This window comes from Pseudomonas sp. LS_2, assembly GCF_042709235.1.
Classification (GTDB): domain Bacteria; phylum Pseudomonadota; class Gammaproteobacteria; order Pseudomonadales; family Pseudomonadaceae; genus Aquipseudomonas.
Genome location: NZ_JAVAYC010000022.1, coordinates 65,352 through 78,866, shown reverse-complemented (window position 1 = coordinate 78,866; position 13,515 = coordinate 65,352). Strand labels below are relative to the sequence as shown.

General features: G+C 63.6%; 13 protein-coding genes and 1 tRNA gene. 6 read left to right on the top strand and 8 right to left on the bottom strand.

The annotated features are described in order from the left end of the window. The first annotated feature begins 53 nt into the window (after positions 1–53). Positions 54–2,186 (top strand): TonB-dependent siderophore receptor, encoded by a 2,133-nt coding sequence (locus RAC97_RS18785; protein ID WP_375101044.1) that lies wholly within the window; start codon positions 54–56, stop codon positions 2,184–2,186. 137 nt (positions 2,187–2,323) lie between these two features. Here RAC97_RS18785 and RAC97_RS18780 read toward each other — a convergent pair. Next, positions 2,324–2,413 (bottom strand) — tRNA-Ser (locus tag RAC97_RS18780). A 289-nt stretch (positions 2,414–2,702) separates the two neighbouring features. On the opposite strand from RAC97_RS18780, the gene RAC97_RS18775 reads away from it, so the two are divergent. The 3 genes from RAC97_RS18775 (at position 2,703) to RAC97_RS18765 (ending at position 5,250) form a co-directional block, all read left to right on the top strand. After that, a complete protein-coding gene (locus RAC97_RS18775) occupies positions 2,703–3,392 on the top strand; it encodes a crotonase/enoyl-CoA hydratase family protein (RefSeq protein ID WP_375101043.1) in 690 nt (229 codons plus the stop codon). Between the two features lie 91 nt (positions 3,393–3,483). Next, on the top strand, positions 3,484–4,209 hold the full coding sequence (locus RAC97_RS18770) for a lysophospholipid acyltransferase family protein (protein WP_375101042.1): 726 nt from the start codon (positions 3,484–3,486) through the stop codon (positions 4,207–4,209). A 69-nt stretch (positions 4,210–4,278) separates the two neighbouring features. Beyond that, positions 4,279–5,250, top strand: coding sequence for a magnesium and cobalt transport protein CorA (locus RAC97_RS18765; protein WP_375101041.1), 972 nt, complete (start codon positions 4,279–4,281; stop codon positions 5,248–5,250). A gap of 96 nt (positions 5,251–5,346) precedes the next feature. On the opposite strand, the gene RAC97_RS18760 is transcribed toward RAC97_RS18765, so the two are convergent. Next, entirely contained in the window at positions 5,347–6,078 is a 732-nt protein-coding gene (locus RAC97_RS18760; protein WP_375101040.1) for an amidotransferase, read from the bottom strand. A gap of 525 nt (positions 6,079–6,603) precedes the next feature. Between RAC97_RS18760 and RAC97_RS18755 the strand changes: the two genes are divergently transcribed. Further along, positions 6,604–7,419, top strand: coding sequence for a c-type cytochrome (locus tag RAC97_RS18755; RefSeq protein ID WP_375101039.1), 816 nt, complete (start codon positions 6,604–6,606; stop codon positions 7,417–7,419). 147 nt (positions 7,420–7,566) lie between these two features. On the opposite strand, the gene RAC97_RS18750 is transcribed toward RAC97_RS18755, so the two are convergent. From RAC97_RS18750 to RAC97_RS18735, 4 genes are all read right to left on the bottom strand, one after another. Then, the gene (locus RAC97_RS18750; protein ID WP_375101038.1) at positions 7,567–7,899 is read right to left on the bottom strand and encodes a ribonuclease E inhibitor RraB; all 333 of its coding nucleotides are present in this window, start codon (positions 7,897–7,899) and stop codon (positions 7,567–7,569) included. Between the two features lie 254 nt (positions 7,900–8,153). After that, a complete protein-coding gene (locus RAC97_RS18745; RefSeq protein ID WP_375101037.1) occupies positions 8,154–8,390 on the bottom strand; it encodes a hypothetical protein in 237 nt (78 codons plus the stop codon). 141 nt (positions 8,391–8,531) lie between these two features. Then, on the bottom strand, positions 8,532–10,610 hold the full coding sequence (locus RAC97_RS18740) for an LTA synthase family protein (protein WP_375101036.1): 2,079 nt from the start codon (positions 10,608–10,610) through the stop codon (positions 8,532–8,534). Positions 10,611–10,759: 149 nt separating this feature from the next. Then, complete coding sequence (locus RAC97_RS18735) at positions 10,760–10,954, bottom strand: PLDc N-terminal domain-containing protein (RefSeq protein ID WP_375101049.1); 195 nt, start codon at positions 10,952–10,954, stop codon at positions 10,760–10,762. A gap of 126 nt (positions 10,955–11,080) precedes the next feature. Here RAC97_RS18735 and RAC97_RS18730 point away from each other — a divergent pair, with 126 nt between their 5' ends. After that, positions 11,081–12,019: a ZIP family metal transporter gene (locus tag RAC97_RS18730; protein WP_375101035.1), complete on the top strand. Its 939-nt coding sequence runs from the start codon at positions 11,081–11,083 to the stop codon at positions 12,017–12,019. Between the two features lie 119 nt (positions 12,020–12,138). Here RAC97_RS18730 and RAC97_RS18725 read toward each other — a convergent pair whose 3' ends face one another. After that, complete coding sequence (locus tag RAC97_RS18725) at positions 12,139–12,669, bottom strand: hypothetical protein (RefSeq protein ID WP_375101034.1); 531 nt, start codon at positions 12,667–12,669, stop codon at positions 12,139–12,141. Positions 12,670–12,727: 58 nt separating this feature from the next. Continuing rightward, positions 12,728–13,249 (bottom strand): ankyrin repeat domain-containing protein, encoded by a 522-nt coding sequence (locus RAC97_RS18720; RefSeq protein WP_375101033.1) that lies wholly within the window; start codon positions 13,247–13,249, stop codon positions 12,728–12,730. Positions 13,250–13,515 lie beyond the last annotated feature (266 nt).

Below are 13,515 nucleotides of genomic sequence, written 5' to 3'. Positions count from 1 at the left end.
GGTCCCACGCCGCCAGGCCCCCCCGCGTTCGCGTCTGTTTCCAGGAGCCTTGCATGACCCCGCTTCGCCCCCGCCTGCCCCTTGGCCTGCTCGGCCTGGGCCTTGCCCTGCAGGGCAGCCCGGTAGTTGCCGCCGAGCGCGTGACCCTGGCCCCGGTGCAGATCACCGACCGCACTGACGACACCGGCTACCAGGCCCGCGAAGCCCAGGTGGGCGGCTGGCAGGCAGCACCGGTGCTGGACACCCCAGCCTCGGTCAGCGTGTTCAGTCGCGAGCTGCTGGACGACCGCCAGGTACGTACCCTCGGCCAGGTGCTGCAAAGCGACGCCTCGGTCGGAGAAAGCTACGCGCCCATCGGCTACTACGAGAACTTCAACGTCCGCGGCTTCGAGCTCAATGCCGCCAGCAGCTATCGGATCAACGGCCAGACCATCGCCGGCGAGCAGAGCGTGGCGCTGGAGAACAAGCAGCAGGTCGAGCTGCTCAAGGGGCTGTCGGGCCTGTACAGCGGCGTGTCGGAGCCAGGCGGGCTGGTCAACTACGTGACCAAGCGCACCGAGGACGTGCGCAGCCTCAGCGTCTCGAGCAACGAACAGGGCGAGCGCTACCTGGCCGCCGACCTCGGTGGCTGGTTCGGCAGCGAGCGCCAGTTCGGCCTGCGCGCCAACCTGGCCCACGAGGACATCCGCTCCTACGTCGACCACGCCGACGGCAAGCGCGACTTCGCTTCCTTGGCCTTCGACTGGCAGATCAACCCTGACGCCACCCTGCAACTGGATGCCGAGTATCAGCACCGCGAGCAGTATTCGGTGCCGGGCTACCAACTGCTCGGCGGCACCCAGTTGCCGCACTCGATCGACCCCAGCGACCGCCTGGCCTACCAGTCCTGGGCAAAGCCTGTGCAGACCGACTCGTTGAACCTCGGCGGACGTTTCCAATACCGCTTCAACGAGGCCTGGACCGGCACCCTCAGCGCCTCGCGCAGCAAGGTGGTGATCGACGACTACAGCGCGTTCGCCTGGGGCTCCAGCGAGGGCGCGTTCTTCGGCAGTAACGGCGACTATGACATCTACGACTTCCGCAGCCCCGACGACACCCGACGCATCGACGAGGCCCAGGCCACCCTGGCGGGGAATTTCCAGGCCTTGGGCGTAGGCCATGAGCTGACCCTGGGTACCAGCGCGCAACGCCGTACCCTCGACCAGCGGCCCTACTACAACGAGTGGCTGGGTACCGGCAATATCGGTACCGGCGCCCCGGCGCTGGCGCCGTCCGACAAGCCGGTCGGCGCCAGCGAGAAGCGCCTGGACAGCCGCCAGTACGGCTTGTTCGTCAACGACCGCATCAGCTTCAACGAACAATGGCAGGCCGTGCTCGGAGCCCGCGGCGTGCGCCTGGACGAAAAGACCTGGAGCGAAACCGGCGAGCCTGGCCGCCATACCCAGCAATACGAGGTGCTGCCCAACGCAGCGCTGATCTACAAGCCGCAGCCGGACACCACGCTGTACGCCAGCTGGTCCAAGGGTTTGTCGGCTGGGGGTATCGCCCCGTGGTACGCCAGCAACGCCGCCGAAATCCTCGCGCCGACCCTGTCGCGCCAGCTGGAAATCGGCATCAAGCGCGACTGGCAGGGCATGAGCCTGAGCGCCGCGTTGTTCCAGATCCGCCAGGCCTACCAGTACGCCCGCCCCGAGGGTGCTGGCGCCTTCACTTATGTGCAGCAAGGCCAACAGAAGAACACCGGCCTCGAGCTGGGTGCCAGCGGCTGGGTGACCTCGAAGCTGCAAGTGCACGCCAGCGCCGCAGCCATTCGTGCCCGGGTCAAGGGCAGTGGTACCGAGGCGTATGAAGACCACCAGGCCATCAACGTACCGCGCCTGCGCGCCACTTTGCAGCTCGACTACAGCTTGCCGGTGCCAGGCCTGGCACTGCTCGGCGGCGCCCGCTACAGCGCCAGCAAGTACGCCAGCCAGGCGGGTAACGTGGAGGTGGGCGCCTACACGGTGTTCGACATCGGCAGCCGCTACCGCACCAACATAGGCGGCTATGACACGGTGCTGCGCCTGACCGTCGACAACGTCTTCGACAAGCGCTACTGGCGTGATGTAGGGGATTACCTGGGCGACAACTACCTGTTCCAAGGGGCGCCGCGTACGGCGCGGGTGTCGGCTTCGGTGAGTTTCTAGGGGCTGTACCACGCTGCATGGCCAGGGCGTCGCCCTGGTTCGCGGCGGTGCGGCGAAGAAACCGGCGCAGCCCAGGAATAAAGACAGGCAAACAAAAAACCCCTGAACCTTTCGATTCAGGGGTTTCTTGTGGAATGTGGCGGTGAAGAAGGGATTTGAACCCTTGATACGATTTCTCGTATACACACTTTCCAGGCGTGCTCCTTCGACCACTCGGACACTTCACCGGATTTCTTCAAGCTGTTCAGCCTGTCGAGGCGCGCTAATTTAGTAGAACCCCTCTCCTTTGGCAAGCATTTTTTTCAGAATTTTCATGCGCTTAAGGCCCTCGGCCAAAACCGGCCCGCTGCCAGGGCGATGCTGCCAATTTGCCCTGCGCTTTTTCCTGCGAGCCCTGCCCCGGTGCAACGCTTGCGGGCGCCAGCCGATTTGCCTGACTGGTCAGTCAGTCTTGGCGCTTTACCTGGCCGCGTGTGCTGGGTAACGTCGCCTGCACGCCCCCCAAAGGACTCTGTCATGAGCGAGCTGATTACCTACCACGCCGAAGATGGCATCGCCACCCTGACCCTGAACAACGGCAAGGTCAACGCCATCTCCCCAGACCTCATCACCGCCTTCAACGCCGCACTGGACCGCGCCACCGCCGAGCGCGCGGTGGTGGTCATCACCGGCCAGCCGGGCATTCTCTCCGGCGGCTACGACCTCAAGGTGATGACCGCCGGCCCCAAGGAAGCCATCGGCCTGGTCACCGCCGGCTCCACCCTGGCCCGACGCCTGCTTTCTCATCCATTCCCGGTGATCGTTGCCTGCCCCGGCAACGCCGTGGCCAAGGGCGCTTTCCTGCTGCTGTCGGGCGACTACCGCATCGGCGTCGAAGGCCCGTACAAGATCTGCCTGAACGAAGTGCAGATCGGCATGACCATGCACCACGCCGGTATCGAACTGGCCCGCGACCGCCTGACCCGCTCGGCCTTCCAGCGCGCGGTGAACAACGCCGAGGTGTTCGACCCGCAGGCTGCCGTGGTCGCCGGCTTCCTCGACAAGGTGGTACCCGCCGAGCAATTGCTGGACACCGCGCTGGCCGCCGCCCGTGAAATGAAGAAGCTGAACATGCTGGCGCACAAGAACACCAAGCTGAAAGTGCGCGCAGCGTTGCTGGAGACCCTGGACGAGGCGATCCGCAAGGACCAAAGCCACGCGCTCTGAAGCAAGGCCCGCAGCACAGGCCACACCAGCGTTTGCTCCATTCAGTGCACAGCCGTACACTGCGCGACGACTGTCTGGTGTGAGCCTTATCATGCTCTATCTGTTTCGCATGTGCCTCCTGGCGCTGCACTTCCTGCTGGTCGGCGCCGTTGGCCTGGTCATCGGCCTTTGCCGGCCCTTCAACCCTGACAACAGCCGCCTGTTTGCCCGCCTGTACAGCGTGCCGGCCACCTGGCTGTTACGCCTGAACGTCAAGGCAGAAGTCGGCCCGTTGCGCGACCAGCCGCCCGGCTGCGTGATCATCGCCAACCACCAATCCAACTTCGACCTGTTCGTACTTGGCCGCGTGGTGCCACAACGCACGGTGGCCATTGGCAAGAAGAGCCTGGGTTGGATCCCTCTGTTCGGCCAGTTGTTCTGGCTCGGCGGCAATGTGCTGGTAGACCGCAAGAACGCCTACCAGGCGCGCAAGGCCATGCAGGCCACCACCCGCACCCTGCGCAACGACACCTCGATCTGGATCTTCCCGGAAGGCACGCGCAACCCCGGCGAGCAGCTGCTGGCGTTCAAGAAAGGCGCCTTCCACATGGCCGTGGAGGCCGGCGTGCCAATCGTGCCAGTATGCGTCAGCCGCTATGCCACGCGCCTGGGCCTGAACAGCTGGCGTCGGCGCACGGTAATCATCCGTTCGCTGCCGCCAATTCCCACCGCAGGCCTCAGCCAGCAAGACCTGCCCGCGTTGATCGAGCAGTGCCGCTCCCAGATGCAGCAGTGCATCGACCGCATGGACAGCGAACTGCCCCGCGCCGGCCAATAGCTGCGCCTTGCTCTCCTGACGCTCTCGGCCCAAGCTGTCTGCCATGTCCAACCGAACAAGCAGGCAACCATGGGTCGAGTCGTCGCAGCGGCGGTGTACAGCGCCGGCAGGAAGGTTACCAACATCAGCCTCGACGAAGGCAGCGAATGGGCGCAAAAGCCCGGGCACTTCGTATGGATAGGCCTCGAGGAGCCCAACGCCCAGGAGCTGGCGAACCTGCAGCGCCAGTTCGGCCTGCACGAACTGGCCATCGAGGATGCCCTGGAAAAACACAGCCGGCCTAAACTGGAAACCTTTGGCGACGCGCTGTTCATCGTCACCTATTCGCCGGTGCGCCATGAAGGCCGGCTGGAATTCATCGAAACCCACATTTTCGCCGGCAACGGCTACATCATCACCTGCCGCAACGGCCACTCCAAATCCTATGCGCTGGTGCGCCAGCGCTGCGAAGCCCGGCCGCTGCTGCTCGAACACGGCGAGGACTTCGTGCTCTACGCCCTGCTCGACTTCGTCACCGAGAACTACCAACCGGTGAGCGAGGCGATCCATGGCGAGATCGAGGAGCTGGAGCAGAGTGTGCTCGCAGGCTCACTCAAGGAAGAGGACATCCGCCGCCTGCACAGCCTGCGCCGGGATATCCTGCGCCTGCGCCGCTACGTGGCGCCGATGGTGGAAATCGGCGAAGAACTGCAACGCCTGAACTTTCCGTTCATCGACAAGAACATGCGCCCGTATTTCCGTGACGTGCAGATTCACGTCACGCGGCAGATGGAAGACTTGGTGGGCATTCGCGACATCGCCAGCCAGACCATCGAGATCGGCATGCTGCTGGAGTCGTCACGCCAGAGCATCGTGCAACGCAAGTTCGCGGCCTGGGCGGCGATCCTGGCGTTTCCCACGGCCATTGCCGGGATCTATGGGATGAACTTCCAGAACATGCCGGAACTGAGCTGGCACTACGGCTACTTCGTCGTGCTGGGGGTGATCGCGGCGGGGTGCGGCGGGTTGTTTGCCAGCTTCAAGCGTTCGGGGTGGTTGTGAGGCGCTGAAACCGTGTGGCCTTCTTCGCGGGCAAGCCTACTTCTACAGGTACAGTGCTGACCCTATAGAACGCGAGAAGGCCACACGATCCCACCGTCAGGCGCGCTGCTTGGCATCCTTCGAATGCCCAACGAAGCGCATCATCCACTCACCGACCAAATCGCCCTGATGCTGCACCGTCAGGCTGGCAACAGCCTTCTCGTACACCTCATCCCCCAACCGGTCGCGGCGCGCATCGAGCAGCGCACGGGAGTAGTCGTGCACGAATTCCGGGTGCCCCTGGAAGCACAGCACCTGGTCACGCACGTGATACGCCGCATTCGGGCAGAAGTCGCTGGAGGCGATCAGAGTGGCGCCTTCTGGCAGCGCAGTCACTTGGTCCTGGTGGCTGATAAGCATGGTCAGCTCGGTCACTTCTGGGTCCATCCATGGCGCGTGGGCCGCCAGGCTGTAGCGGTGGATGCCCAGGCCCCACCCCTTGTCGGCACGCTCGGCCTTGCCGCCGAGCACCAGCGCCAGCAACTGGTGGCCGAAACACACACCCAGCAGCTTCTCGCCACGCTCGTAGAGCTTGAGGAGGTAGACCTTGAGTGTCTGGATCCACGGGTCGCTGCCGAACGAATCGGCCTTGCTGCCGGTCACCAGGTAGGCGTCGAAACGTTCCTCGTCGTCCGGGTAGTCGCCATTCATCACGTTGTACACGCAAAACTCGGCGTCGATCGGTTGGCGCGAGAACAATTGCTCGAACATCCTTCCGTAGCCCTGGTACTGCGCGACCAGCTCCGGTCGCAGGACATCGGTTTCAAGGATGCAGATGCGTAACGACATAGGGATAGTCCTGAACGACATGGGTGGGAAACTGCTGTAGAGACTGACGCGAAAGACACGTACAAGCAAGTATGCCGCACTGACGAACGGTAGGCAGCCAAGCAATTAGTCGTGGCAGCCACGCAAGGGTCTAGCCAGAGCATGCCAGCGAACTGGCCAATGGCCTCATAACCTCAAGAGACCATCTTGAACTCGGTTAGAACAAAGGGTTCTCAAACAGAGCGAATGTTCGCCCTACCTTTGGAGGTATATCCAGACACCAGAGGTTGTGGAAACGGCGCATTCCGGCGCCACGGTGATCGACCCGAAGCGCGACAGGGAAGCCAAGGGCTCGTCAGGAATAACAACAAGAAGGCGATCCGTCATGTTCAGACCATCGAAACTACGCCAAGCGGGACTCATATTGTTCGCCACCACCTTGCTGCTGATTCTCCCGAACCTGACCCGACTGTTCGGTTGAAGCGGCGGTGGCACTTGCAGGCTGCACACAGGTAATCTGCCGACCCTGATGGTTGGAGGTCGCTCATGCGCCATTGCCTGTCCGTGCTGTTGCTGTTGCTCGCCATGCCGCTCCACGCGGCACAGTTGAACCTGGAGCTTGGAGAACACCCACGGCGCTGGCAGACCGCGCAGCTGCTGGAGCACCCGCAGGCCCGCGAAATCTCAATCAGCCAGGACGTGGCCTACAAAGGCCCCATGCGCTATCGCGCGGTGCCCATGGCCGCGCTGCTCGAAGGCGTGCACCCTGACGACCACCTGCAAGCCGTGGCGCTCGATGGTTTCGCCGCCGAGATGCCCGCCGGGCCCTTGCTGCAGAACGGCCCGGCGCAAGCCTGGTTGGCCGTGGAAGACCCAGGCCAGCCGTGGCCGCCCCTGGCCAAGGGCAAACCCAGCGCCGGACCGTTCTACCTGGTGTGGACCCGGCCTGAGGCCAGCGATATCCGCCCCGAGCAATGGCCTTTCCAGATTGCCACTATTCGCCGCATGGCCCCCGTGGAAACACGCTTCCCGGCCCTGCTGCCGGCCCCTGAGCTGCCAGCCAACGACCCGGTGCGCCAGGGGTTCGCGCTATTCCAGCAGAACTGCTTGGCGTGCCACCGCCTGAACGGCGCGGGCGACGCGCAGTTCGGCCCCGACCTGAACCTGCCGCACAGCCCCACCGAGTATTTCCAGCCGGCCTTCCTGCGCAGCTTTATCCGCGACCCACAAAGCCTGCGGCAGTGGCCGCAGGCGCGCATGCCGGGGTTCCCGGAAAGCGTATTGGGCGAACAGGAGCTCGATGCTGTGCTGGCGTACCTGAAGCACATGGCCGGGCGCAAGAGCTCCACACCGCTTCCTTGAGCATGGCGCGGCCTTTTCGCGGGTAAACCCGCTCCCACAGGTATCGCGCCGCTTGCGAGGGCAGCGCTAAACCTGTGGGAGCGGGTTTACCCGCGAAGAGGCCAGCGCAGATGCTTGCAGGTACCACGCGAAGCCAGGCAAACGCCCTCAGGCGATCAACCGCTCCTGGCGAACACCCCACCCTTCCACCTCGCCACCGAGCGGCGAAATCACTTTCTCGAAGGCTTCCTCGAAGGCGCCAATGCCGCGGTAGGTGGCGTACATCACCTTGCTCAGCTCCAGGTGCCAGGCGCCATCGTCGCGCTCATGCACCTGGGCATTGATCGATTCGCCACGGAACTGCCCGGCCGCCCTGCGGGCGCCGGCTTCATCGGGGAACACGGCATAGAACTCGATGGGATGGATACGGGTGAAGTCGAAACCGCCAGCTTTCATCTGGCGAAGCACACTGCTGCTGATGTCGTCGTTGTGGCTGCTCATGAAACGTCCTCCTCAAGTGATGGATAGACTTTCAGTGCACTAACTACAGCACCTGCAGGGGCTCCCGAGGGGAGTACCTGGCAGTTCGAGCGGATGCAAGACGCGGATGAAACGACGCGGCCCGCAGAAGTGGCCAGCGTCTTTTCCCAGCGTAGTGCCTGGCAGGGCACCACGCCACAATAGTCTTCACGAAGCTTTAGGCTTCACGAAGCTTTAGTCTTCACGAAGCCTTGGTCTTCAAGAAGCGCCAGTCCTCAAGAGGCTTCGCGGATTTCGCTGATGGTCACGCCGCTCTGCTCCTTGAGCCAGCGTGCCGTGGGCGCATGGGTGCGGCCTTGGAAGTCGTTCAGGTCAAGCTCGTCCATCACCGGGAAAAGGTGCGAGCGGATGGCTCGCGCCGCGTCCTCCTCGCTGGGGCAATGCTCGCTGGTGAGCCGCAGCAAGGTAGGTTCGCCTTTCTGGTCGGCAAAGATGACTTCCCACTCTTTCATCGATCAACCCTCGCTTACGAACAACGGTGAGTGACATCCGTACTGACTTGACCACCAAGCCAGGATGTTGTTCAGCGAAATTGCCCGGCGCCAGATGAAAACAGCCCGCCGGTAGGGCGGGCTGTTTGTCTTCCAGAAGCGCTACTGCGGCGTGCCGTGAATCACCCCGGCGGTGTTGTCCAGCAGGCTCTTGGTGGCGGTCTGGATATAGGCCTCGAGTTTCCTGAGCATTTCAGGCTGGTCGGGGCTTTGGATCACTTCGGCCTTGAACTCACGGCCCAGTTGGTAGCGGTACAGCTTGGGCTCCATGTCCTTGGACTCGATGAGAATGCGATCGCCCTGCACCAGGCCGACGATCTGCTCGCTGCCCGACGGCTTGATCATGCCGACGCCCTGGTCGCCTTGCGGCAGGTTGAGCAGGTCGCGACCCCAGCACTGGTGGCGCACCTGACCACCGAGGCGGCCCATGATGGTCGGCACGATGTCGACCTGGGTGCCGACGGTGTGGCTGAGGGCGCCGAATTTCTCCTGGATACCCGGCGCGATCAGCAGCAGCGGCACGTTGAAGCGGCCCAGGTCCAGCTCGGTGACCTGCTGGTGGTTGCCAAAGCCATGGTCGCCGACGATGACGAACAGGGTCTCCTTGAAGTACGGCTCCTTGCGCGCCTTCTCGAAGAACTGGCCCAGCGCCCAGTCGGAATAGCGCATGGCGGTCAGGTGCTCGTCGAGGCGACCGTGACCGGTCACAGGCTCCACCGGCAAGTCCTTCGGCAGCGCGTACGGCGTGTGGTTGGACAGGGTTTGCAGCAATGCGTAGATCGGCTTCCTGCCATCGTGCTTGGCCAGTTCCTCGTTGCCGCGGTCGAACATGTCCTGGTCGGACACGCCCCAGGTCGGGTCTGAGAACACCGGGTTGACGAAGTCGTTGCGGCCAATGAAGGTGGTCATGCCCTGGTTGCCGAAGAAACCGGACTGGTTGTCCCAGGCAAAATCGCCGTTGTAGACGTACAAATCGTCGTAGTCCCGGGCGCTGAGCAGCGCCGGCAGGCCCGACAGCTTGTGGCCGCCTTCCGGGGTCTGCATCAGGTATTCGAAGCCCGGCAGGTTGGGGAAGCAGGCCATGGTGGCGAACATGCCCTGGTGGGTGTGGGTGCCGTTGGAGAAGAAACGGTCGAACAGCAGCCCTTCCTTGGCCAGCTTGTCAAAATACGGCGTGATGCCCGCAGGGCTGCCCAAGGCCCCCACCGAGTGGCCGGCGAAACTCTCCATGAGTATCACCACCACGTTCTTGACCGGCAGGGTGCGCTCGGCCGGCGGGGTGAACTCGCGGCGGATGGCCGCCTGGTCGGCTTCGACCAGCTGGTCGTAGGGGGTCAGCAGCATGTCACGCACGGTTTGCTGGGCCACTTCGGTCTCCAGCACCGGCTTCCAGACCCGGGCGCGGTCCTCGCCGAAGCGGCTGTGGGCTGCATCGATCAGCGTCAGGGTGCCGTTCAGGCCCAACTGATTGACGAAGTGCGAGTCGGTGGTGAAGGCATCGCCCCAGCGCATCGGCGGGCCTTGGCGCAGGGTGCCGCGAGCGGCGATCACCGCCACCAGCAGCACCACCATGAACACCGCCAGGCGCTTGTGCCACGGCATCACACGGTGCAGGCCGGTGAGCTTGCCGGGGCCGGCGTCGCCTCGGGTCAAGCGGTCGATGCCCTTGAACAGCAGGCTCAGCAGCCAGGTGCCGAACAGCCAGGCCAGCAGGTAGCGCACCACCGGGAAGCCGTACCAGAGCATGCTCATGACGGTCTTCGGGTCTTCCTTGATGTACTGGAACACCAGGCCGTTCAGGCGCTGATGGAACTCGCGGTAGAAGTCCATCTCCATCAGGCCAAGGAACATGACGGTGCTCGCCGCCAGGGTCAGCCACAACCGGAAGAAGCCGCGCCGGGCCATGGCCCAAGGGCTGAGCACCGCCAGCAACAGCGGAATGCTGATGTACACCACCACGCGCAGGTCGAAGCGCAGGCCATTGAACAGGCCTTCGGCGACGGTGCTGTAGGGAGTGTCGCCAACCATGTCGCTGTTGTACGCCAGCAGCGCCAGGCGCACCAGGCTGAGCATGAACATGATCACCAGGCCACACAGCAGCGTGTAGGTCAGGTGCGAGGTGAGGGTCGGTGCGAACGGTGCCGGCACGGCCCGTTGCTTCAAGGCATCCGTGTTAGCCATGAATGGGGATCCTAGATTTCTGTGTAACGCAAAAGCGGTTGCCGCCTTGCGACCTGGAAAGACCGAAGACGGCCTGCACGACATGCGCGCGGCGCGGATTCTGGTGAATCCACTGTGAAAATTTTGTTACCTGCCCCGGCTACTCCGGGTCAGCCAATACGCACGTTGCCTCTGGGCCCGGCAACGGCCCAGATAATCAGCCCCAGCACCGGCAGCAACAGGATCAACAGCACCCATAGCACCTTGATGCCCACCTCGCTGCCGCTTTTGAGCACATTGAGAATCGCCCAGATGTCCAGGGCGAGAATGATCAGCCCGACCAGGCTGTTGAACGTGGCCCCCATGGCAGTGCTCCAGTTGTGGATGATGCTGGCCAGCATAGCCGGCTATCGTCTCGATAGAAGGGAATCCTTGGCTGCTCCTGCGTGTCACTGAGTAGACTGCGTCCATCTATCGCCTACGAGGTTGCCATGCCCCCCGCCCACTCCGAACACAGTGCCCAACCGTCGATGCTCAGCGCCTGGCGCCAGCAAGCCCTCGACGCCCCGTGGCTCAGCGCAGGCCTGGGCATCAGCCTGCTGGTCGTGGTGTTCCTGCTGCTGGCGAGCCTGTGGAACGCACTCAATGGCGAGCATTCGCAAAACCTGCACCTGGCCATGCTCGGCGGGCTCTCCGGCTTCGCCGCCACGGCGTTGGGCGCGGTGCTGGCGGTGGTTCTGCGCGACGTCAGCGCACGCAGCCAGGACGTCATGCTCGGCTTTGCCGCCGGGATGATGCTGGCGGCCAGTTCTTTCTCGCTGATACTGCCCGGGCTGGACGCCGCCCGCGAAGTCACCGGCAATGGCCCGGCAGCCGCGTTCACCGTGGTGCTCGGCATGGGCCTGGGCGTGCTGCTGATGCTCGGCCTGGACCGCTTTACTCCGCACGAACATGAAAGCACCGGCCCCTGTGGCCCGGAGGCGGCGCGCATTGGCCGGGTGTGGCTGTTCGTGCTGGCGATCACCTTGCACAACCTGCCCGAAGGCATGGCCATTGGCGTGAGCTTTACCAACGGCGACCTGAGCATCGGCCTGCCATTGACCACCGCCATCGCCATCCAGGACATTCCCGAGGGGCTGGCCGTGGCCCTGGCCTTGCGCGCCACGGGCCTGTCGAATATCAAGGCGGCCCTGGTGGCCATCGGCTCTGGCCTGATGGAACCGCTGGGCGCGGCGATCGGCCTGGGCATTTCCACCGGCTTTGCCCTCGCCTACCCGGTGAGCATGGGCTTGGCGGCGGGCGCGATGATCTTCGTGGTGTCCCACGAGGTCATTCCGGAAACCCACCGCAACGGGCACCAGACTGCGGCGACCCTGGGGTTGATGGGTGGGTTCGGGGTGATGATGTTCCTGGACACTGCGTTGGGTTGAAAGCGGCACAGAACCCTGTAGGAGCGGGCTTGCCCGCGAATACCGGCGAAGCCGTTGCCATGTACCGCGGAGCCTGGTTCGCGGGCAGGCCCGCTGCTACAGGCTAAGGTGCACGCGCATCAGACGTGCACAGCTACCTTCAACGCCTCCAGCGCTGGCTCCACCTTGATTCCGAGCACAGCCCCCAACTCCATCACCCGCGCCAGGTCATGCTGGCCGACCATCACCATCTGCAGCTCGTCGTCGAGCAACTGGCTGAAGTTCAGCAGCACGTAGCCTCCGCCCTCCTTGTTCAAAGCCCCCATCTGCACCTGGATGCGGTTCAACGCCGTCAAAGGCTCGGTGCGGGCCAGCTGTTTGGGCTTGAGGTTGAATGCCACGCTCTGGTCGAACGAGTCGCTGATGCACTGGAACAGCGCCGGGTAGCTGTCGGCCTGGAACAGCACAGTGTCCGGCAGGCTGCCGAGCACCACCCACTCACCCAGCGGGATCGGGAAGCTGTCGTCGTAGTTGATGTCGGGGTTGGCGGCCAGGAAGGCGGCCGGGTCGGCGTAGGCCTGGGCGGCCTCGTCGGCGATGCGCTCGATATCTTGCTCGCGCATGCAGCCGGCGCCGATAAGGCTGATGAATTCGAGCAACGCGTCTTTCATGGGGGGGCCTGCAATGGCTGAAAAGGCGCCAAGGATAGCCGCAAACACCCCCCGACCGTTAACCGGCCAGCGCCTCCAGGCGGGCAGCTGCCTCGTTGGCGCCCATGGTGCGGGCCGCGACCAGCGCCGTAGCGCCGCGAACGTCCTGGCGACTGGGGTCGGCGCCCTGGGCCAGCAGGTAGTCGAGAATCTCGCCACGGTTGAACATCGCCGCCAGCATCAGTGCGGTGCGCCCATCTGCGGCGGCGGCATCTACCGGAACGCCATGTTCGAGCAACAAGCGAATCATCGCCAGGTCGCCTTTGAACGCTGCGCCGGCGATGGGCAACTGGCCATTGTCGTTGGCAATCAGCGGGTCGGCGCCTTGGGCCAGCAAAACCCGCACCGCATCGTGGTGGCCGTGGTAGCTGGCGAGCATCAGCAAGGTGTCCCCCTTGTGGTTACGCAGGTCGACCGGTAGGCCGGCCAGCACCAGGCGCTCGAGCATGGCGGCATCGCCGCGGCGGGCACGCTCGAACACTTCGTCGACAAAGGCGGCGTTTTCTTCTTCGGTCATGGTGCTGGGCTGTTGGTCGGACATCTTGAACCTCCTGGCAGTGTTAGGGCCCAATTCTTGTCGGGCCACACCCTGGGGTCAAAGGTTCAGATTCTATGAGCCATGTAGAGAGCGTCTATGGCATTGCAAAATGCACTGTGCAAAATGCACGACCTTGCAAATCGCACGAAAGACGCTTCGGGAAATTAAATTAACTTATTGATTTACAAGCAATTTTACAGAGATCACTCGCTGGCACGGTCACTGCAACATTCAACTCATGTCTGCCAACGCAACAGCCAGGAGTTGAT